Consider the following 21,376-nt stretch of genomic DNA (forward strand, 5'->3'; position numbering starts at 1 on the left):
TCACGAACTCCCGTTATCCCGCTAGGAAGTTGTGGATGCACTCTTACGAGGTATGGGTCAACGGCGTCGAGGAGCCGGGCACCCGATGGATCTACTGGCCGCGGGTGGGCCGTCTCCTGCGCGAGCCGTACGAGGTGCTCGGGCTCAAGGCCAGGCTGGAGCGCGGCGAGGACCTGCCGTACGACGACCGGCTGCTGGCGGGGCGCGTGGCCATGTCCACCCCCGAGCAGGGGCTGCGCGCCCTGGCCGCCGCCCGCGCCGCCCGGCCGGGGTGGGCGGCGATCCCGCTCGCGGACCGGCTGGAGCTGCTGCACGGCGTCCACCGGGCCGTCGTGGAGCGGCGCGAGGAGCTGACCGGCCTGCTGGTCGCCGAGGGTCACCCCGTACGGCTGGCCGCCTGGGAGCTGGACTCCGTGGCCGCCTCCTTCCACCCGGACTCCGTCGCCGACTTCGCCGGGCGGCTGCGGGAGCCCGAGCGCACCGCGGCCGGCCGGCGCACCCGCATGGTGCGCAAGCCGGACGGGGTGGTGTGCCTGAGCCCGCCGCGCAACGCCCCGACCTCCAACTCCTTCTACGGGGCGCTGGCGCTCGCCGCCGGCAACAGCCTGATCGTCAACGCGCCGCCCACCGCCCCGCTGGGCGTCGGCTTCGTCTACCGGGAGATCGTGGCCCCGCTCCTGCAACGGCTCGGCGCCCCGCCCGGCACCCTGAACGTGCTCTGCACCCACGCCCGCGCCGTGGTGCGCCAGTGGCTGGACAGCCCCGACTGCGACGACCTGGTCTTCTTCGGCGGCTCCGAGCAGGGGCTCAAGCTGGAGCGGGAGTGCGTGGCCGCGGGGAAGAAGCCCGTACTCGAACTGTCGGGCAACGACGGGGTGCTGGTGTGGCACGACGCCGAGGCCGATCTCGCCGCGCGGGCCCTGTGCGAGCGGTACTACGGCTCCGGGCAGATCTGCATGACCCCGAAGTTCGCCATCGTCCACCCCGAGGTGGCCGACCGGCTGCTGAAGGAACTGGTGGAGCAGGTGGGGCAGATCCGGCCCGGACCGCCGGAGGATCCGCGCACGGTGCTGAGTCCGGTGGTCAAGCGGGCGGAGTTCACCGAGGTGCTCGGCGAGGTGCTGGCGGCCGGCGGGGAGCTTCTGTGCGGCGGGGAGTTCGTGGACGTGGACGACGAGCCCTCGGCGTCGGGACCCTTCATCCGCCCGGCGGTCGTCCGGGTGGACGGGCTGGCCCAGGCGGCCCGGCTGCGCGCCTTCCGCGAGGAGACCTTCTTCCCGCTGCTGTGCGTGGTCGTGCCCGAGGCGCCGTTCCGGCTGGAGGAGGCCATCGCCTTCCTCAACGCCAACCGCTACGGCCTGCGCAACTCCCTGTGGACCCAGGACGAGCGGGTCGTCGAGCGGTTCTGCGAGGAGGTGGTCAACGGCGGCATGCTCAAGGTCAACGACTCGCACATCGGCTGCCTGCCGGGGATCCCGTACAACGGCGGCACGGGAGCGACGGGCGGGATCTTCGGCGAGGCCAACCTGCCCGCCGTGCGCACCACCCACCTCCAGTCGATCGCCGTCGCCACCCTGGTCCGGCCGCGCGAGTCGGTCTTCGACCACGGTGCGGCGTACGGGGCAGGCCCTACGCCATGACCGGCCGGGCGGGCTCCACGGGCTGAGTGCTTGTTCCACGCAACCAATCGAGGGGGTCGGGCGTCGTACGAACGTACGCACGTTGTACGTACGACCGATGGGGGACAGGGTGTTGAAGGCGCGGAACCGGCACGGGCGATGGGCGGCCCGCGCGGTGGTGGTCACGGTGACGCTGTGGCTGGGCGCGGCCGGGCTGCTCACGGCGCAGCCGGCGCATGCGGCGACCGGCGGGTGCGCGGGGAACCTGGTGCGGACGCTGCCGTTCTCCACGGGTGAGGTGCGCGTGTACAAGACCCGCGACCGGGCCTGCGCGGTGGCCGTCGCCCGCGCGCCCGGTCAGCGGCGGTCGATGTCGGTGAGCATCCAGCCGCGCGGCGGCTACCCGGTGCGCGACGCGGGGCAATTCACCCGGTACGCCGGACCCGTCAGCGTCCACGCGATCAACCGCTGCGTGTATGTAAAGGGGAGCGTGGGGTCCGGATCCGTGGATTCCGGCTGGATCCTGTGCTGAGGGAGCGGCCCAACTAGGTCTGTTCAGTCATGTGTTCCCCCGGCTAGGTTCACGGCGACCGATGTGAACTCATGGGGAGTGTGAATGCGCAAGAAGCTCGGATGGCTGCTGTCGCTCGCGGTGCTGATCGGCACCGCGGGTGCGGCCGGCACCACGGCGCAAGCGGCCACCGCCGCGGAACCGTCCGCCGTCACGGATGCCACCGCCACGGATGCCACGGCAGCCACGGAAGACATCAAGGACCGGATCCTCGCGATCCCGGGGATGACCCTGATCGAGGAGAAGCCGTACACCGGTTACCGCTTCTTCGTACTGAACTACGAGCAGCCGGTCGATCACCGCGCGCCGTGGAAGGGCACCTTCAAGCAGCGCCTGACCCTGCTGCACAAGGACGTCACACGGCCCACGGTGTTCTTCACCTCCGGCTACAACGTCAACACCAACCCGCGCCGCAGTGAGCCGACGACCATAATCGACGGCAACCAGGTGTCGATGGAGTACCGGTTCTTCACCCCGTCCCGGCCCGACCCGGCCAACTGGGCGAACCTCGACATCTGGCAGGCCGCCAGTGACCAGCACCGGATCTTCACCGCGCTGAAGAAGGTCTACAAGAAGAACTGGCTGTCCACGGGCGGCAGCAAGGGCGGCATGACCGCCACCTACTTCGAGCGCTTCTACCCGCGCGACATGGACGGCGTCGTCGCGTACGTCGCGCCCAACGACGTGGTGAACAAGGAGGACTCGGCCTACGACCGGTTCTTCGCCAAGGTCGGCACCAAGGAGTGCCGCGACAAGCTGAACGCGGTGCAGCGCGAGGCGCTCGTGCGCCGCGAGCCGCTGGAGGCCAAGTACGCGGTCGCCGCCGCCGAGAACGGCTGGACCTTCACCACCGTCGGCAACCTCGACAAGGCCTTCGAGGCCGTCGTCCTCGACTACACGTGGGCCTTCTGGCAGTACAGCCTGCTCGCCGACTGCGCCACGATCCCGGCCGCCGCCACCGCGTCCGACCAGGAGATCTGGGACACGATCGACGCGATCTCCGGCTTCTCGGCCTACGCCGACCAGGGCCTGGAGACGTACACCCCGTACTACTACCAGGCGGGCACCCAGCTCGGTTCCCCCGACATCAAGCAGTCCCACCTGGACGGCCTGAGCCGCTACGGCTACCAGCCGCCGCGCAACTTCGTGCCCCGCGACATCCCGATGACCTTCCAGCCCGCGGCGATGCGGGACGTGGACACCTGGGTGAAGAACAACGCCAACCAGATGCTCTTCGTCTACGGGCAGAACGACCCGTGGGGTGCCGAACCGTTCCACCTCGGTTACGGGGCCCGCGACAGCTACGTGATGACCGCTCCGGGCGCCAACCACGGGGCCAACGTCTCCAAGCTCATGGAGGCCGAGAAGGCGCTGGCCACCGAGAAGATCCTCAAGTGGGCCGGAGTCGCCCCGGCGACCGCGCCCACCGGCGCGGCGAAGGTCGCGCCGCTGGCGAAGCCGGACGCGACGCTCGACCAGCGCGACATCGAGCGTGAGCCGATGCTGCGCCCGTAGCTCGGTAGCTCCGTAGCTCGGCAGGGCCCGAGGCCGCGGGCGGGGTACGGGGTCACCCGTACGCCAGCCCGTGGCCCAGCGGGTAGCGGCCCGGCACCGGGACCGGCAGGCGCCCCCTGGGGCGTACGGTCCCGGTGACCACCCGGGCCGCCGCCCGCAGCTCCACGTCCGTCCAGGTGTAGGTGGCCAGTTCGGCCGCGCAGGCCGGCAGCCGGGCCGGGTCGTAGGGGTTGCGGATCGCCACCAGGACCACCGGCACCCCGGTGGCCAGCAGCCGGGTGACCAGCTCGCGCTGCGGGCTCTCGCCGACGGGGACGTTGTACGTGCACACGAGCACGGCGGCGTTGCCGGGCGCGGCCGCCACCGCGCGGGCGGGCGGCAGGGCCGTCGCCCGGCAGCCCAGCGCGGACAGCTCCCGGGCCAGTACCGCGGTAGGGGGTCCGGTCGTACCCGTGGGGGAGACCGGGTCGGTCCCGGTGACCAGGAGCAGTGGCCGGTCCGCCGGATCCAGTGGCAGCAGTCCCACCGGATTGGCCAGCAGGGTCGTCGTGCGGTCCGCGATCTCCCCGGCGGCCGCCAGGTGCGCCGGGATGCCGACGGCCGCGTCCACCGCGTCCATCGCCCGCGCCGCGTCGCCCTCCTGCGCGGCCGCTTCGAACAGGCCCCGGCGGGCCTTCAGTTCCAGGATCCGCAGCACCGACTCCTCGATCCGGGCCCGCGTCAGCTCGCCCGACTCCACGGCCGCCAGCACGCTGCGCACGGCCAGCCCCAGGTCCGGCGGGTTCAGCAGCTGGTCGCAGCCCGCTTTCAGGGCCAGCACCGGGACCCGGTCGTCCCCGTACTTCTGGCGGACCCCGGCCATGTCGAGGGCGTCGGTGACCACCACTCCGCGGAAGCCCAGGCGTTCGCGCAGGATCCCGGTGACGATGGGCCGCGAGAGGGTCGCCGGATCGCCCGAGGGGTCGAGCGCGGGGAAGACGATGTGCGCGGTCATCACCACGTCCACGCCGGCCTCCACGGCCGCCCGGAACGGCGGCTCGTCCAGCTCCTCCCACCGCGCGCGGGTGTGGGTCATCAGCGGCAGCCCGACGTGGCTGTCGGTCCCGGTGTCCCCGTGCCCCGGGAAGTGCTTCGCCGTGGCGGCCACCCCGGCGCCCTGGTAGCCGCGGACCTGGGCGGCGACCAGGGCCGCCACGGCCTGCGGGTCGGCGCCGAAGGACCGTACGCCGATGACGGGGTTGGCGGGGTCGACGTTCACGTCGGCCACCGGGGCGTAGTTGTGCCGGATGCCCATGGCCGCCAGCTCGGCGCCCGCGATGCGCGCGGCCCGGCGGGCCTCGGCGGTGGAACCGCCGGTCCCCAGGGCCAGGGCTCCCAGCGCCATGGCCCCCGGGAGCAGGGTCGCGGGCCGGCCCACGCGGGCGACGGCGCCGTGCTCCTGGTCGATGGAGAGCAGCAGCGGGATGCCCGCGGCTCCGTTCGCGGGGGCCGTGGCCGCCCGCTGGAGCCCGGCCGACAGCTCGGCGACCTGGCGCGGGGAGCGGGTGTTGTGCGCCCAGCCGAAGTAGACGATCCCGCCGAGGTGGTGGCGGGCGACCAGCTCGGCGGGGGTGCGCACCCCGAAATGCTGCTGGTTGAGCGCGGCGTCCTCGGGGTCGGGCTCGGTGGCCGAGTGCCCGTACGCCCGCGATACGAAGAGCTGCCCGACCAGTTCGGCCAGGCTCATCCGCGCCATCGTCTCGCGCGGCCGCACCCGGGGGGCCGGGGTGTGCCCCGGCGCTCGGTCGCCGGGCCGGGGGTCGTCGGGGGCCGGGCCGCCGGGGTCCCGGTCGGGGCCCACCGCGGCGGACGCGGCCCCCGCGGCGGTGACGGCGGCCACGGCGGCCACGGTGAGCAGGGTCCGGCGTGAGGCGTGGTTCGGCACGCGCCGGACGCTACTGCGGGGCGGGGCCCTCGGAGCGGGGGACACTCGCGGAGTCCCCCGTACGGGGTGCCACTCGGGGCCAGTGTTCGCGCAGCGTCCGTACGGCCTCGGTGATCGCGGGCCGGCGGGCCGCCCCGGTCCGCCACAGGGCGTACAACCGGCGTACGGGGCCCGGCTCCAGCGGTACGGCCACCGCGCCGGGCGGCAGCGTCCCGGTGCCCAGCCGCGGTACGACGGCCACCCCGAGCCCGGCGGCGACCAGCGAGACGATGGTGTGGTTCTCCTCGGCGACGTGCGTGATGTCGGGCTCGAACCCGGCCGTGCGCAGGGTCCGCACCAGCCAGTCGTGGCAGACCCGGCCGGGCGGCTGGCAGACCCAGCGCTGCCCGCCCAGGTCGGAGCGGTGGATGACGGTCCGGGAGGTGAAGGGGTGCCCGGCGGGCACGAGGAGGTCGCAGCGGTCGTCGCCGATCACCGCCTGCTCCACGCCCTCGGGGGCGGGCAGCGGGGCGATGTCCCAGTCGTGGGTCACGGCCAGGTCGGTGACCCCGCGCGAGACCAGGTCCATCGACAGGTGCGGATTGATCTCGGTGAGCCGTACCTCCAGGGCCGGGTGACGCTGGGCCAGGTCCGCCAGGACCCCGGGGAGCAGACCGCGGGCGGCCGAGGCGAAGGCGGCGACCCGCAGTCGGCCGATGGGCTGGCCGCGGGACTCCTCCAGCGCGGTCTCCGCCTGCTCCGAGATGTCCATCAGCTGCTGGGCCGTCGCGGCCAGCAGCTTGGCCTCCTCGGTGAGGGCGACCCCGCGGCCGTGGCGTTCGAGGAGGGTGGTGCGGGTTTCCCGTTCCAGCTTGGCGATCTGCTGGGAGACGGCGGAGGGGGTGTACCCGAGGGCGGCCGCGGCCGCGCCGACCGAGCCGTGGACGGAGACGGCGTGCAGGGCGCGCAGCCGGGAGAGGTCGAGCATGCCGGTCAGCTTAGGCCCGGCGGATCCCCGGATGAAGCATTGCTACATCCGACCCTGAAGACATCCGTGCTGGTGCTAAACGGTTGATGAGCCGATGCTCGGATCATGCGACCCATGCACACTGCCCTCGCGGTCCTCGTAGCCGCGGTCTGGGGTTTCAACTTCGTCGTCATCGAGTTCGGGCTCGGCTCGTTCCCTCCGCTGCTGCTGTCCGCCCTGCGCTTCCTGGTCGCGGCCCTGCCGGCGGTGTTCTTCGTCGGGCGGCCCAAGGTGGCGTGGAAGTGGATCATCGCGGTCGGCGTGGTCCTCGGCATCGCGAAGTTCGGGCTGCTGTTCACCGGGATGGACAACGGGATGCCGGCCGGGCTGTCCTCGCTGGTCCTCCAGGCGCAGGCGGTGTTCACGGCCGTGTTCGCGGCCGTCGTACTGAAGGAACGGCCGGGCCGGCTGCGGATCGCGGGCATGACCGTGGCCTTCGCGGGGATCGCGGTGGCCGCCGTGGACGAGGGCGCCTCCGGGCCGGTGCTGGGCTTCACGATGGTGATCGCGGCCGCCGCGTGCTGGGGCGTGTCCAACGTGCTGACCCGCAAGGCCTCCCCGCCCGACGCGCTGAACTTCATGGTGTGGGTGAGCGTGGTGCCGGTGCTGCCGCTGGCGGGGCTCTCGCTCCTGCTGGAGGGCCCGGAGCGGGACCTGGCGGCGCTGCGCGGACTCGACTGGAGCGGGGTCGGGGTCATCCTGTACCTCGCCTGGATCACCACGGTGTTCGGGTTCGGGGCGTGGGGGTTCCTGCTGCGCACCTATCCCGCTTCCTCGGTCGCCCCCTTCTCGCTGCTGGTGCCGGTCTTCGGGATGAGCTCGGCGGCGCTGGTGCTGGGGGAGGGCGTGAGCGGGCTGCGCTGGATCGCGGCCGTCCTGCTGGTCGGCGGGGTGGCGGTGACCTCGCTGGTGCCCCCGAAGCCCCGGCCCGCGGCGGCGCCGGAAGCGGAGGCGGGAACCGGGGGGGAAGCGGAGGCTGCGGCGAAGGGGCCGCAGGCCGCGGAGGTGTCCGGCCCGGCGTCGGCGCCCGCGGCCGCGGCGGCGCCCGCACGTGGCGCCGGCCCGGTTCCGCTTCCGGCGTCGGGCGGTCGCTAGCGGGAACGCTTCCGGCTCCCCGGTCGCCCGGCCCGCATGCGCGCGGCCCGGGCGACCGGAGGCTCAGACGCCGTTGAAAGGCTCCTTGCCCAGCAGATATCCGGCGTGCAGCCGGTTGCGGGCTCCGATGCTCTTCATGATGTTCGCAATGTGGCGTTGGCAATTCCGCAACGATATGCCGACCACATGCGCTATTCGGTTGTCCGATTCACCCTGAATGAGCAGCGAGACGATGGTCTGCTGAATGTCGGAGGTAATGGCCGCGCGCGCCGGCCGATCATCGTCCGAGGTGAATTTCTCGGCCGCGCTCCAGGCCCGCTCGAAAGCCTCCACAAGAAATGAGACAAGGTGGCTATTTTTCGATACTGCCGCTCCGTGGGATCCGTCGGAAAGCGGCAAGATCGCCACCTCCTTGTCGAAGATGATGCAGCGCGGAAAACCGTGCGCGAGCGTGCACACCTCCGCCCCGAGCGGTGCGACCCGCCCGACGAAGGAGGCCGTGGCCGGGCTGAACCGGGCCGTGTGCTGGTACAGGGTCCGCATCCGGACCCCGCGCTCCAGCAGTCGTTCCGTGCGCTCCAGGCTTTCCTGGAGCACCTCCGTGTCCCGGGCCCCTCCGGGCTGGGAGGTCATGACCTCGGTGCGGCAGCCGACCGCGAGACCGGCGATGAGTTTGCGGACGTCCCCTACGCCCGGTACCAACTCCAGTGCCGTGTCGTCCTTCAGGTGCGCCGTGGTGAGGGTCAATAGATCGAGATCCCCGCGCAGTTGATCGAGGAAGGTCTGGGTCTCGTTCAGGCTGTGCTGCGCGGGGTTGAGGACCTTGATGCGCGCGTGGTCCACGGGGTACGGGGTGTAGATCTCGGTCCCGGGGCACTTGCTGAGCAGTCCCAAGGTGTCCAGGGAAGCCGCGGCCGCCTCTATTTCCTCGGTGGTCATGCCGAGGGCCGCGGCAGCGGTTTCGCTTGTTGTTCCCGGTGTCTGTGTACAGAACCGGTAGAGACGGTCTCCGGCAGGGGTAAGCCGGGGCACGGGAAAAGGGTGGACTTGTCTGATTGTGTTCAATTCATCCCCCTGTCATGTTTTCGCCAGCGGCAACATGATCCCAGAAAGGGATGGCTCCGGATGTCGTAGAACGGACAGGATGAGCCCGAAGCTGATCCGGACCGCAGGACATCTTGAGGGGCAGGCAAGCATGCCACGTATAGCGAGTTTCCTCATCGCCATTGCGGCAACTTTCGCGGTGACCGTCTTCCTGGCCCCGTCGACCAGTGGTGCGGCGAACCTCGCCGCCCCCGCTGGTCCGGGTCAGGTAGCCAACGATCTCGGCTGGGGATGAGATGCCTCGTAGTAAGTCGTACAACACGTACTCCAACCTGCAGCGCCCTGAGTTCCGCAAGCGCGTCGACGAGCTCCTGCTGAAGTTCGAGCGGGACTTCTACGAGCGCAGCGCGGGCGCCGACGGGATGCTCGACAAGGAGAAGTTCGACCTCGAGCTGTACAAGCGGCACAACGTCGAGACGATGATCCGGATCGGCCTCAAGCGCGCCGTCGACCCGCTCATCGCCAACTACTGGGCCACCCGCGACCCGCAGCTCTGCAAGGAGTGGGGCATGTACGGCGCGGAGGAGGGCCGCCACGACCGCATGTTCGCCGGCGACCTGCACAAGGTCGGCATGACGGACGAGGAGATCTACGCGATCCGTCCGACCTTCGCCACCGAGCTGCTCAACGGCTACTTCTACTACACGATGGCCACCGAGGGTCCGCTGGCCGCGATGATCAGCGGGTTCTACCTGGAGTACATCGCGGGCAAGACGCAGCCCGACTGGCTGGACATCATGGAGCAGCACGTCGGCGCCGACAAGACCAAGGGTGCCCGTGCCCACCTGGCCCTCGACGACGACGACGACCACGTCGACATGGTCTGGAACCTGATCATGCGCATCATCAAGGACGAGTCCGACGAGGAGCGCTTCGTCGAGCACCTCATCAAGATCAACTCGCTCTTCGTGTCCTACTTCGTCGAGGTCTACGCGGCCACCGTGCTCGGCGCCGGCGCCGACGCCTCGCTGCTGACCCAGGCCGCACCGGCCGCCGCCGTCCAGACCAACCTGCAGACGAAGGCCACCGCTTCGGTCTGACCGACCGGCCTCCACCTGCCGGCAAGGCCCTGAAGGGCCGAAGGGCCGACGCTCCCGCAGTCCGGCGATCCCGGGCATTGCGTACCAGATGTGCCGCACAGCCCCCACGGGGGCGGTGCCGTGATGTCCGGGGTCCGGCTGCTCCACCCGTCTACTCACCAAGGAAGACGATGCACTATTCATGGCCTCGCGAACTGTCCGAACAGGACATGCGCGAAATGATCGAGCTGATGGACGCCGTCGCGGTCAAGGAGATGACCCTCGGCTTCTACGAACCGGTGGGCCTGGAGAAGGGCCTGCCCCTGATGCGGGCCTTCGAGGCCGACCTGCGCAAGGGCGCCGTCGAGCTCCTCCACGTCCGCACCGACGAAGGCCGCATCGTCGGCATGGTGACGCTCGCCCGGGCCCCGCTGCCCGCCCGGCGTCACATCGTCGAGATGCGCCGCTGCGTCGTCGCCCCCGACTACCGCGGGCAGTTCCTGCTCGAAGGCTGGGCCGAGGCCCTGCGCAAGGTCGGCGAGATGGGCTGCGACGTCATCACCCTCGAAGTCCGCGACGACGGTCCCTCCGTGCTCTGGCAGCGCCTGGGCTTCCGCGAGTACGGCCGGCTGCCCGACTACGCCCGCGCCGACGGCCGCCCCGTCACGGGCTTCTACATGCATGCCCGGCTCGCCGACATCACGGCCCACTTCGAGGCCACCGGCACCTGGCTGCACGAGCTGGAGTCCGACCGCGTCGCGGTCGCGAGCTGACTTCCCCACCGTCGGGCCGTACGCGTAGCACCTCGTACGCGCACCACGCCTGAAGTACCCGTCGCGCACCCGCACGCGCATCCGTGCCCCTCCTGATCGCCGCGCCGCCCGACCCGGCCGCGCAGGCCCCCGCGCACCGATCACGCCGCACCGAGCAGGCCGTACACCCGCCCCGGGCCGATCCGCCCGTGCGCCACGGCCCTTCGCGGCCGACCGGCCGGTGCGCACCCCTCCTGGCCCGACCCACAGCTCTCACCCCACCCACCGCCCGCCGGGGCGCACGTCGACGTGCGCCGGCCGGGTTCCGGGATCACACCACTCCACCGAAGGGCACAGCCATGTCCAAGATCGCCGTCCTGACCAACGACCTCCAGTACGAACTGGTCGAGAAGAACCCGGAGCGCGTCGCCGCCGTCGAGGCCGCGACCCCCCACTTCACCGGCTTCCTCGACGAGATGCGCAGCCGCGGCCACCACATCTTCCACCTGCAGCTCGTCAACGACCCGGACGACCCGAACGCCGAGCGCTACGACGGCCACCTCCCGGTCCAGCGCGGCACCCACGGCGCCGACATCATCGAGGCCTTCCTGGCCCCCGAGGACGTCGTCATGGAGAAGAGCAAGGACTCGGGGTTCTACGAGACCGACCTGCACGAGCGCCTCCAGGCCCTCGGTGTGGACACCGTGCTGATCACCGGCATGCAGACGCAGATATGCGTCCAGACCACCGCCGCCGACGCCTTCTTCCGCGGCTACAACATCTGGGTCCCGTCCGACTGCGTCGTCTCGGCCCGCCTGGACGACAAGCAGCGCGCCCTGGACTGGCTGGAGGGCTACTGCGCCACGGTGAGCGACTCCGCCGAGGTCATCAAGGTCCTCGACGCCGAGGGCGGGCTGCCCCGCAAGAACATCAAGACCCCGTGACCACGCCCCGCACCTCAACTCCCCGTTCCAGAAAGGAACAGGCATGACCACGAGCGTGGATCCCACCGAATTCATCGTCCTCGACCACGGCACCGGCGCGAAGCTCAGCCAGGACCTGGTCCAGCTGATCGCGGCGACCCTCGGCGACGTGTACGTCGGCATCATGGAGGACAGCGCGGTCCTCAAGATCGAGGGCGACCGCATCGCGATGACCACCGACTCCTTCGTGATCGACCCGCCGTTCTTCGGCAACGGGGACATCGGGAAGATCGCGGTCTGCGGCACCGTCAACGACCTGGCCGTGGCCGGCGCCCGGCCCAAGTACCTCACCCTCGGGATGATCCTGGAGACCGGACTCCCCATCCCCAAGCTGGTCCAGGTCCTGGAGTCGATCCGCGACACCGCCCGCGAGGCCGGCGTACAGATCGTCGGCGGGGACACCAAGGTGGTCCGCAAGGGCGAGGCCGACCAGATCTACCTGAACACCGCGGGCGTCGGGGTCTTCGAGCGCGAGCCGCTCACCATGACCGACGTGCGCCCCGGCGACAAGGTGATCCTCAGCGGCCCCATCGGCAACCACACGGTGCACCTGCTCTCCATCCGCGAGGGCCTCGGCTTCGAGCAGCGCGTGGACAGCGACTGCGCCCCGCTCAACGGGCTGGTGGACACCGTCCTGTCGACCGTGGAGGCCGGCGCCGTCCGCTCGATGCGCGACGTCACCCGCGGCGGGCTGACCGCCGTGCTCCACGAGTACGCCCACAAGCTCGGCCGCACCATCCGCGTCGCCCAGGACGACCTGCCCATCCAGCACGAGACCGCCATGGCCGCCGACATGCTCGGCATCAACCCGCTGCACTGCGCCAACGAGGGCTGCCTCGCGGTCTTCGTGGCCCCGGAGGCGGAGGCCGACGTACTGGCCGCCCTGCGCTCGCTGCCCTACGGCAAGCACGCGGTCACCATCGGCGAGATCTCCGAGGACACCGAGGCCCTGGTGCTGCTGCGCGACAAGGACGGCCGCGAGACCCAGCTTGAGGAACTCCTCGGCGCCGAACTGCCCCGGCTCTGCTGAGACAAGGGACCGAGGAAACCGCCATGAGCACCGAGCAGACCGTCACGGAGCGGCCCGAAGGGATCACGGACGCCGACAGCGCTGTCAGCGCTGTCAGCGCCGTCGACGAGTGGCGCATCCGCGTCACCGGCGTGGTCCAGGGCGTCGGCTACCGGCCGTTCGTCTACAAGCTGGCCCGTGAACTCGGCCTCTCCGGCTGGGTTCGCAACGACCCCGAGGGCGTGCTGGTGGAGGCGTCCGGACCGGTCGCCGCCCTGGAGGAGTTCGCGGCGGGCCTCAGCGGCCGCGCCCCCGAGCTCGCCCGGGTGGACGAGGTCCGGCCGACCCGGGGACTGGACCGCGGCACCGTGCCCGCGGGCCCGTTCACCATCGTGCACAGCGAGCACACCGGAGCCCGGTCCGCGCTGCTCCCGGCGGACACCCACGTCTGTGGCGACTGCCAGGCGGAACTTCGCGACCCGAAGGACCGCCGGCACCGCTACCCCTTCATCAACTGCACCAACTGCGGGCCCCGGTACTCCATCATCCAGGACCTGCCGTACGACCGTCCGATGACCACCATGGCCACCTTCACCATGTGCGCGGACTGCAAGGCCGAGTACGAGGACCCGATGGACCGGCGCTACCACGCGCAGCCCAACGCGTGCCCGGACTGCGGCCCCCGGCTGCTGCTCCGGGACCGCGAGGGGAACACGGCCGAAGGGGACGAGGCGCTCCTGAGGGCCGCCCGGGTCCTCGCGGACGGCGGGATCGCCGCGATGAAGAGCGTCGGCGGCTTCCACCTCGTGGTGGACGCGACCAACGCCGACGCCGTGGCGCTGCTGCGCAGCCGCAAGCGCCGCGACTCCAAGCCGTTCGCGGTGATGGTCCGCGACCTCACCACGGCGCAGGACCTGGTGGAGCTCTCCGAAGCGGAGATCGACGTCCTGCGCTCGCCGGCCCGTCCCATCCTGCTGGCCCGCAAGCGCGCGGGCTCCCTCCCGGAGTCCGTGGCCCCGCGCAACCCCAACCTGGGGATCATGCTGCCCTCGGCACCCCACCACCACCTGCTGCTGGACGAGCCCGGCCTCGAAGCGCTCGTCGCCACCAGCGGCAACATCTCCGGCTACCCCATCGCCTACCGCAACGAAGAGGCGCTGGAACAGCTCTTCGAGATCGCGGACGTGATCCTCTACCACGACCGCGACATCGAGATCCGCGTCGACGACTCGGTGGTCCGCCTCTCCGACCACCCCGAACTCGACGAGCCGCTCCTCCAGTTCATCCGCCGCGCCCGCGGCTACGCCCCCTACCCGGTGGACGTCGGCCGCGAGGTGGCCCCCGTGGTCGCCCTCGGCGCCGAACTGAAGACGACCGTGGCCCTCACCAACGGCTCCCAGGTCTTCCTCAGCCAGCACATCGGCGACCTCAAGAACGACGAGACCTTCGCCGCGCACCACCGCACCGCCCGGCACCTGGCGCAGCTGTACGCGCTCAAGCCGGAGGTCACGGCGCACGACATGCACCCGCAGTTCCGCTCCACCCGGGCCGCCCTGGACGACGACGGCGCCGGCCCCGCGCTCCCCACGGTGGAAGTCCAGCACCACCACGCCCACATGGCCTCCTGCATGGCGGAGAACCACGTGAGCGGCACCACCCTCGGCGTGATCTTCGACGGCTTCGGCTACGGCGAGGACGGCACGGTCTGGGGCGGGGAGTTCCTCCTCGGGGATTACGCCGCCTACCGCCGGGTCGGCCGGATGCGCGGCCTGCCGCTGATCGGCGGGGACCAAGCGGTGCGCGAACCCATCCGCACCGGGTACGCACTCGCCCTGGACGCCTTCGACGGGGACGCGGACCGGGCCCTCGCGGGCTTCCCCGCCCTCGCCGCCCTCGACGAGCAGCGCCGCCAGGTCTTCGCGACGATGGCGGCCCGCGGGATCAACTCCCCGCCCACCTCCAGCATGGGCCGGCTCTTCGACGGGGCCGCCGCCCTCGCCGGGGTCTGCGCCAAGGCCGAGTACGAGGCCCAGGGCCCGATCGAGCTGGAGGGGCTGCTCGACCGCGACTCCGCCCCGGAGCCGCAGGCCTCGTACCGCTTCGGGGCCTACGAGGCCGACGGACTGACCGAGGTCGACCCGCGGCCCGTGATCCGGGCCATGGCCGCCGACATCGCCGGCGGACTGCCCGTGGACCGGATCAGCCGCAGGTTCCACACGGCCGTCGTCGAGATGGTGCGCGAGCGCTGCAAGGCCCTGCGGGAGGAGACCGGGGTCAACCAGGTCGCCCTCTCCGGAGGCGTGTTCCTCAACGAGTTCCTGCTGCTCAACTGTCTGACCGGGCTGACCGCCGACGGTTTCGACACCTATGTCCACCGGCTCGTCCCGACCAATGACGGAGGAATCGCCCTCGGCCAGGTCATGGTCGCCGACGCCCGCTCACACCTGAGGAAGTGACGACGTGACCACCCTCACGCCGGACGAGATGTACACCTTCGTCGAGGCGCGCGAATCGGGCGCCCGGACCTACGCCAACACCTTCGGCAAGCTCCTCGCCGAAGGCCACGGAGCACGGATCCGCGACGGGCACGGCCGCGAGTACCTGGACTGCCTCGCCGCGGCGGGCACCCTCTCGCTGGGGCACAACCACCCCGGCGTACTGGCCGCGGTGGGGGAGTACCTCACCTCCGGTCAGGTCCAGCAGGCACTGGACCTGACCACCCCGGCCAAGTACGAGTACCTCCAGGCGCTCTACGAGCGGCTGCCGGGCACCATGGCGGACACCTTCAAGACGCAGTTCTGCGGGCCGGCGGGCACCGACGCCACCGAGGCCGCCATCAAACTGTTCAAGATCGCCACCGGCCGCCGGACGGTGATCTCCTTCCACGGGGCCTACCACGGCATGACGGCGGGTGCCCTCGCCCTCACCGGCAACCTGGGCGCCAAGGAGTCCGTGCCCTCCCTGATGCCGGACGTCCACCACCTGCCCTTCCCCTACGACTACCGCTGCCCCTTCGGCATCGGCGGCGAGGCGGGCATCCAGGCCGGCCTGACCTACATCGAGCGGCTGCTCACCGACCCGGAGAGCGGCATCACCACACCGGCCGCGATCTTCGTCGAAGCCGTCCAGGGCGAGGGCGGGGTGATCCCGGCGCCGGCCTCCTGGCTGCGCGGCCTGCGGGAGATCACCACCCGGCTGGACATCCCGCTGGTCCTGGACGAGATCCAGGCCGGCTTCGGACGCACCGGCACCATGTGGGCCTTCGAGGAGTCCGGGATCGAACCGGACGCCGTCCTCGTGTCCAAGGCGGCCGGCGGCGGCTTCCCGCTGTCGCTGCTGCTCTACCACGGCAAGTACGACGCCTGGGCGCCCGGAGCCCACGCGGGCACCTTCCGCGGCAACCAGATCGCCCTGGTCGCGGGACTCGCCGCCATGCGGGTCACGGAGGCCGAGGGACTGATCGAAAAGGCCGCCGCCAAGGGCAAGCTGATCGCCACCCTGCTCGGCCGGCTGGCCGCCGGCCACCCCGAGATCGGCCAGATCCGCGGCCGGGGCCTGATGTGGGGCATCGAGATCGTCGACCCCGCGGGCCCGGCCGACCGGCTCGGTTCGCTGCCCGCCGACGGGGCCCGGGCCAAGCGCATCAAGCGCGCCTGCCTGGACCACGGGCTGCTGCTGGAGAGCGGCGGCCGGTACGGCGCCGTGCTCCGGCTGCTTCCGCCACTGGTGATCACCGACGAGGAGATCCACGAGATGGCAGCGGCGCTGGAGAAAGCTCTGATCGACTGCGCCTGAGCCGGAGAAGCCGGTTCGGCACGGCAGAGCACGGATCCGCGCGGCACGCGGTGGCCGACACCACGGCGCCCGCACCGGATCCACGAACGTGAGGACAGGGACATGACCACGGGAACGAACAACGGTCAGCACGGCGGCGAGTGGCGCGTCGACTTCGACGCGGAGGTCGTCTTCAGCAACGGAGGCGCCCTGCAGATGCAGGGGTTCCGCCTGGACATCCCCGGCGACGACATCGCCGACGGGGAACTGGGCGAACTGATCGTCCGCCACCTCGGACTGCTGATGGTCGGCAGCACGAAGATCACCCGCCGGGAGCTGCTCCGGGAACCCCACAAGGGCTCCCGGAACACCGGCTCCCAGACCCCTGGTTCCGCCGGATCGGGCCGCACCACGACGGACCTGACCGGCCCCGCGACCCGGGCCGCCTGGCCGTCGGGTCCGGGCGGCGCCGCACCGGGCCTGGCCGGCCTGGTGGACCTTCCCGTGGTCCTCGTCCGGCTCCTCGGAGCCGGAGCGCCGGTCGCCGACCGGCTCGCGCTGGCGCCCTTCGACCTCACGGGGCACGCCGTGGTCGTGCAGACCGGCCGCGCGGCCGGCGCGTACCTCACCGAGGACGCCGTGGCCCTGCTCGCCGGGCAGGGCGCGCTCATGGTGGCCACGGACAGCCGCGAGGGCAACGGGCCGGTGGCGGCGGCGCTCGCCGCCGCCGGCCTGCCCGCCCTCACGGGCCTGACCGGCCTGGAAGCCCTCCCGGCGACCGGGGTCCGGCTGCACGCCGTGCCCTTCCCCGGCCAGGACAACTCATTGATCAGGGTCTACGGAGTGACAGATGACCAGCACTAAGACCGACCGTCACGTGGGGGACGGCCTCCCCGCGGCCGGTGCGGAGGCGGCCACCACTGCCCCCGCGCCGGCCCGGCGCCCCCGCAGGGAACTGGCCGCCGCCACCGTCGGATCGGTCGTGGAGGCCTACGACTGGACCATCTACGGCATCCTCGCCCCCTACTTCGCCGAGGCACTGTTCCCCGGCACCTCGCCCACCGCCAAACTCATCGCCGCCTACCTGGGCTTCGCCCTCGGCTTCCTGGTCCGCCCGCTGGGCAGCGTGCTCATCGGCCGGCTCACCGACACCCGCGGCCGGCGCTACGGACTGACCCTCACCGTCGGCCTGATCGCCGCCGGCTCGCTGTTCCTGGCCGTCATACCGGGCTACGCCTCCATCGGACTGGCGGCTCCGCTGCTGGTGGTCGGGGCCCGGCTCGTGCAGGGCCTGTCGGTCGGGGCGGAGAACCCGAGCGTGGCCGCGTACGTCACCGAGACCGCGCCGGCCGGGCGCCGCTACTTCTACAGCGCCGTCTCCTACGGGGGCGTGGTGCTGGGCAGCGCGCTCTCCTTCGTCGTGATGAGCGTCCTGCTCGGGGTGTTCGGGGAGAGCGGAGTCGAGGACGGCGCCTGGCGCTACGGCTTCGTCTTCGGCGGACTGCTCGGGCTGACCGCCCTGTGGATCCGGCGCGGGGCGGCGGAGAGCGGGGTCTTCACGGCCGCGGCGGGGGAGACGGCCAGCAAGGCGGAGGCCAAGGCACCGGGGGAGCCGACGGGCAAGGCAGCGGGCAAGGCGGCAGCGAAGGCGGCAGCGAAGGCCAAGGCGCCGAGCCCCTGGCCGGTGCTGCGGGCCCATCTCGGGCGGCTCGCCGTGGTGTTCGCCATCACCTCCGGGGCCACCACCACCTTCTACTTCGTCACCGTCGACTTCCCCTCGTACGCCGAGAGCGCCGGTGCCGCCACCAAGGAGGAGACCTCCGCCGCACTGCTCCTCGGCATGGTGGCGCTCCTCGCGGCCATGCTCGGCGGCGGCAAGGCGGCCGACCGGTTCGGCGCCCTGCCCGTGCTGCGCCTCGGCTTCGCCGGGCTCGCCCTGGGCACCGTGCCGCTGCTGCTGGCCATGACCTCCGGACAGGTGCCCGTCCCCGTCGTCACGGTGGTCCTGCTCTTCCTGCTGGGCCTCCCGCTCGCGGTGAGCAACGTCTTCGCGGGGCAGCTGTTCCCGCCCGCGGTGCGCGCCGTCGCCGTCGGCCTGCCCACCGCGGCCGCGATCAGCCTGTTCGGCGGCACGTTCCCGATGCTCGCGGAACTCCTGAGATCGGCGGGGCACAACGCCTGGCTGCCGTGGTGGCCCGCACTGACCGCCGCGGCGGCGCTGGCCGCCTCATGGGCCGTACAGGAACACCCCGGGCGCGAGCACCCAGATCGCGAACACCCAGGTCGCGAACACCCCGTGTCCGTAACCCCTCATGCCTGAGAAGGACGTCATGACTGCACTGCTCGAAGGTCTCGACTCGCTGATGCCGGCGCTGGAGGCCGACTACCGAGAACTGCACACCCACCCCGAACTCGCCTTCCAGGAGAAGCGGACGGCGGCCCTCGTCGCCGAGCGGCTGGCCGCCCAGGGCGGCTGGGAGATCACCACCGGCGTCGGCCGCACCGGCGTGGTCGCGGTCCTGAACAACGGCGACGGACCGGTGGTCATGCTGCGCGCCGACATGGACGCGCTGCCCGTCAAGGAGGCCACCGGGCTGCCCTACGCGAGCACCGAGACCGCCACCGACGAAGCGGGCACCGAGGTCCCGGTGATGCACGCCTGCGGCCACGACCTGCACGTGGCCGCGCTGATCGGGTCCTGCGCCCTGTTCGCCCGTAACCGCGGAGCCTGGAGCGGCACCGTCGTCGCCGTCTTCCAGCCGGGCGAGGAGAGCGGCTACGGAGCCCGCGAGATGGTCGAGGACGGGCTCTTCGAGCGTTTCCCGCGCCCCGACGTGATCCTCGGCTCGCACGTGGGACCCGGTCCCGTGGGCCTCATCGCGACCCTGCCGGGCACGGTCATGGGCGCCACCGACTCCATCACCGTCAAGCTCTTCGGGCGCGGCGGCCACGGTTCCAAGCCCGAGGCGGCCGTCGACCCCGTGGTGATGGCGGCCTCGCTCGTGCTGCGGCTCCAGACGATCGTCTCCCGCGAGATATCCGCCCAGGAACCGGTGGTGGTCACCATCGGCAAACTGCACGCCGGCACCACGGCCGCGGTCATACCCGACACGGCCGAGCTCGGCATCAACGTGCGCACCAGCTCCGCACCGGTTCGCGAGAAGGTCCTCGCGGCCATCGAGCGCCTCGCGCGCGCCGAATCGGCCGCCGCGGGCGCGACCGCCGACCCGGAGATCACCTCGGTCTACCACCTGCCGATGACCGTCAACGACACCGCGAGTGCCGAGCGGGTGGCCGAAGCCCACCGCGAGCACTTCGGGGCCGGCGCCGTCATGACGATGGGCCCGACCACCGCCAGCGAGGACTTCGGCCTCCTCGCCACCGCCGCCCAAGTCCCCTCGGTGTACTGGTTCTACGGCGGCCTCGACCCGCAGACCTTCGGCGAGGCCTTCGCCGCCGGCAAGCTGGAGGAGCTCCCGCAGAACCACTCCTCCACCTTCGCGCCGGTCGCCGGACCCGCGCTCTCCATCGGCGTCCGCACGATGGCGACGGCCGCCCTGCCCTGGCTCGCCGCCGCCGCTGACTCCGCGCCCGACGCCGACGCGGGTGAGGGGGGCGAGACGGCATGAGCGCCGCCGACCGGCCGCACCTGATCGTCCTGCACCGCTGGCGGGACACCCACGCGCACTACGCCGACTACCTCGACCACGACGCCGCCCACGTCACCTACGTGAGCACCGAGCTCGGCCGCGCCTCGCTGCCGGAAGCCGCCGCCGCGGTGACCACCGTCGGGCTGACCGACGACCTGCCCGCCGTCCGCGCCGCCGTCACCGGGCTCGTGGCCCGCTTCGGGACCCCGGCGCGGCTGATCGCCCTCAACGAGGGGGACCTGGACACGGCCGCGCTGATCCGCGAGGAGTTCGCGATCCCCGGCCAGCACACCGCCGAACTGGCCGTGTTCCGCGACAAGCTGACCATGTGCCGCACCGCCGAGGCCGCCGGACTGCCGGTGCCCGCCTTCGCCCCCGCCCCCGATCCGGCCGCCGTCCTCGCCTTCGGCGAGGCCCACGGCTGGCCGCTGGTCGTCAAACCGCACCGCGGCACCGCCAGCCGCGGCGTGGTCCAGATCGACTCCGCCGCCGAACTGGCCGCGCTGACCGGGCTGGCCGCGGCGCTCGCCGCCGAGCCGTACCTCGTCCAGAGCTACGTGGAGGGGCCGATCCTGCACATCGACGGCCTGTGGGAGGGCGATTCGCTCGGCAGCTGGACCGTCTCGCGCTACGTGGGCGGCACCTGCGCCGACTTCACGCAGGGCACCTGGCTCGGCTCCGTGGAGGAGGACGAACCCGGGCTCCTGAAAGAGGTCGAGGCCTTCGCCGCCGCGGTCGGCCCCGCCCTCGGCGGCTCCCAGCCCTGGGTCTTCCACCTGGAGGCCTTCGTCACCCCCGCCCCCGACGGCGGGCCCGCGCTGGTCTTCCTGGAGTGCGGTGCCCGGGTGGGCGGCGGGGAGATCCCCTTCACCTGGCGCGACGTCCACGAGGTCGACCTGATGGCCGCCGCCGTGGACATCCAGCTCGGCCTGACCCCCGTCCTGCCGCCGCTCAAGACCGGCGAGGTCGGCGGCTACCTGCTGCTCCCGCTCCCGGTGCCCGCTCCCTGCCGGATCGAAGCGGCCGGCTGGGTACGGGAACCCGCGCCCGGCCGGCTCCCGTACGCCGTCAAGCACACCCCGGTCGGCTCCACGGCCCCGGCGATCAGCGGCTACGAGCACGTCGGCACCCGCTTCCGCTTCCGCGGCGCCTCCACCCGGGAAGTCGAGGCGGCCATCACCGAGTCCGCCGACTCCTTCCGCCTGACCTGCGTCCCCGTCGGAGCCCCACCGGCCGCCGCCGGCCCCGCCGACCGGACGGACTGACCCCCACCACACCTCGTAAGACCTCTCGAACCCCCTGTTCTCCGGGGCGAACCCGCTCCACGCCCCGAACCGGAAAGGAATCCACCGTGG

18 protein-coding genes are annotated in these 21,376 nt (G+C 71.9%); 15 read left to right on the forward strand and 3 right to left on the reverse strand.

Going from position 1 to position 21,376, the window contains the following annotated elements; genetic code table 11:
• Nucleotides 1-35: 35 nt before the first annotated feature.
• The 3 genes from OG276_RS24090 (at nucleotide 36) to OG276_RS24100 (ending at nucleotide 3,705) form a co-directional block, all read left to right on the forward strand.
• Nucleotides 36-1,640, forward strand: coding sequence for an aldehyde dehydrogenase (locus OG276_RS24090; protein ID WP_266908636.1), 1,605 nt, complete (start codon nucleotides 36-38; stop codon nucleotides 1,638-1,640).
• Nucleotides 1,641-1,737: 97 nt separating this feature from the next.
• Nucleotides 1,738-2,151, forward strand: a complete 414-nt coding sequence (locus OG276_RS24095) for a hypothetical protein (protein ID WP_266908638.1) — start codon at nucleotides 1,738-1,740, stop codon at nucleotides 2,149-2,151.
• Nucleotides 2,152-2,235: 84 nt separating this feature from the next.
• On the forward strand, nucleotides 2,236-3,705 hold the full coding sequence (locus OG276_RS24100; protein ID WP_266908640.1) for a S28 family serine protease: 1,470 nt from the start codon (nucleotides 2,236-2,238) through the stop codon (nucleotides 3,703-3,705).
• A 52-nt stretch (nucleotides 3,706-3,757) separates the two neighbouring features.
• On the opposite strand, the gene OG276_RS24105 is transcribed toward OG276_RS24100, so the two are convergent.
• Together OG276_RS24105 and OG276_RS24110 are read right to left on the reverse strand one after the other, a co-directional pair.
• Entirely contained in the window at nucleotides 3,758-5,629 is a 1,872-nt protein-coding gene (locus OG276_RS24105; RefSeq protein ID WP_266908642.1) for a glycoside hydrolase family 3 protein, read from the reverse strand.
• Between the two features lie 10 nt (nucleotides 5,630-5,639).
• A complete protein-coding gene (locus OG276_RS24110) occupies nucleotides 5,640-6,596 on the reverse strand; it encodes a LysR family transcriptional regulator (RefSeq protein WP_266908644.1) in 957 nt (318 codons plus the stop codon).
• 105 nt (nucleotides 6,597-6,701) lie between these two features.
• On the opposite strand from OG276_RS24110, the gene OG276_RS24115 reads away from it, so the two are divergent.
• Nucleotides 6,702-7,730 carry an EamA family transporter gene (locus tag OG276_RS24115; RefSeq protein WP_266908646.1) on the forward strand — a complete coding sequence of 343 codons (1,029 nt, stop codon included), beginning with the start codon at nucleotides 6,702-6,704 and terminating at the stop codon, nucleotides 7,728-7,730.
• Nucleotides 7,731-7,793: 63 nt separating this feature from the next.
• On the opposite strand, the gene OG276_RS24120 is transcribed toward OG276_RS24115, so the two are convergent.
• Nucleotides 7,794-8,669: a LuxR C-terminal-related transcriptional regulator gene (locus OG276_RS24120; RefSeq protein WP_266908648.1), complete on the reverse strand. Its 876-nt coding sequence runs from the start codon at nucleotides 8,667-8,669 to the stop codon at nucleotides 7,794-7,796.
• Between the two features lie 205 nt (nucleotides 8,670-8,874).
• Between OG276_RS24120 and OG276_RS24125 the strand changes: the two genes are divergently transcribed.
• The 11 genes from OG276_RS24125 to OG276_RS24175 all read left to right on the forward strand — a co-directional run bounded on the left by OG276_RS24125 (nucleotide 8,875) and on the right by OG276_RS24175 (nucleotide 21,286).
• Complete coding sequence (locus tag OG276_RS24125; RefSeq protein ID WP_266908650.1) at nucleotides 8,875-9,069, forward strand: hypothetical protein; 195 nt, start codon at nucleotides 8,875-8,877, stop codon at nucleotides 9,067-9,069.
• Between the two features lies 1 nt (nucleotide 9,070).
• Entirely contained in the window at nucleotides 9,071-9,874 is an 804-nt protein-coding gene (locus tag OG276_RS24130; protein ID WP_266908652.1) for a hypothetical protein, read from the forward strand.
• Between the two features lie 170 nt (nucleotides 9,875-10,044).
• Nucleotides 10,045-10,626, forward strand: a complete 582-nt coding sequence (locus OG276_RS24135; RefSeq protein WP_266908654.1) for a GNAT family N-acetyltransferase — start codon at nucleotides 10,045-10,047, stop codon at nucleotides 10,624-10,626.
• Nucleotides 10,627-10,964: 338 nt separating this feature from the next.
• Nucleotides 10,965-11,549: a cysteine hydrolase family protein gene (locus OG276_RS24140; protein WP_266908656.1), complete on the forward strand. Its 585-nt coding sequence runs from the start codon at nucleotides 10,965-10,967 to the stop codon at nucleotides 11,547-11,549.
• A 43-nt stretch (nucleotides 11,550-11,592) separates the two neighbouring features.
• A complete protein-coding gene (hypE, locus tag OG276_RS24145; RefSeq protein WP_266908658.1) occupies nucleotides 11,593-12,618 on the forward strand; it encodes a hydrogenase expression/formation protein HypE in 1,026 nt (341 codons plus the stop codon).
• A 23-nt stretch (nucleotides 12,619-12,641) separates the two neighbouring features.
• Entirely contained in the window at nucleotides 12,642-15,053 is a 2,412-nt protein-coding gene (hypF, locus tag OG276_RS24150; protein WP_266908660.1) for a carbamoyltransferase HypF, read from the forward strand.
• A 4-nt stretch (nucleotides 15,054-15,057) separates the two neighbouring features.
• The gene (locus OG276_RS24155) at nucleotides 15,058-16,392 is read left to right on the forward strand and encodes a diaminobutyrate--2-oxoglutarate transaminase family protein (protein ID WP_266908661.1); all 1,335 of its coding nucleotides are present in this window, start codon (nucleotides 15,058-15,060) and stop codon (nucleotides 16,390-16,392) included.
• 102 nt (nucleotides 16,393-16,494) lie between these two features.
• Nucleotides 16,495-17,235, forward strand: coding sequence for a hypothetical protein (locus OG276_RS24160; protein WP_266908662.1), 741 nt, complete (start codon nucleotides 16,495-16,497; stop codon nucleotides 17,233-17,235).
• Complete coding sequence (locus tag OG276_RS24165; RefSeq protein ID WP_266908663.1) at nucleotides 17,222-18,691, forward strand: MFS transporter; 1,470 nt, start codon at nucleotides 17,222-17,224, stop codon at nucleotides 18,689-18,691. The genes OG276_RS24160 and OG276_RS24165 overlap by 14 nt, the downstream gene beginning before the upstream one ends.
• A 10-nt stretch (nucleotides 18,692-18,701) precedes the next feature.
• Entirely contained in the window at nucleotides 18,702-20,000 is a 1,299-nt protein-coding gene (locus OG276_RS24170; protein WP_266908665.1) for an amidohydrolase, read from the forward strand.
• Nucleotides 19,997-21,286 (forward strand): acetyl-CoA carboxylase biotin carboxylase subunit family protein, encoded by a 1,290-nt coding sequence (locus tag OG276_RS24175; RefSeq protein WP_266908667.1) that lies wholly within the window; start codon nucleotides 19,997-19,999, stop codon nucleotides 21,284-21,286. Before OG276_RS24170 ends, OG276_RS24175 begins: the two co-directional genes overlap by 4 nt.
• Nucleotides 21,287-21,376 lie beyond the last annotated feature (90 nt).

This window comes from Streptomyces sp. NBC_00086, assembly GCF_026343255.1.
In the GTDB taxonomy this organism is placed as follows: Bacteria; Actinomycetota; Actinomycetes; order Streptomycetales; family Streptomycetaceae; genus Streptomyces.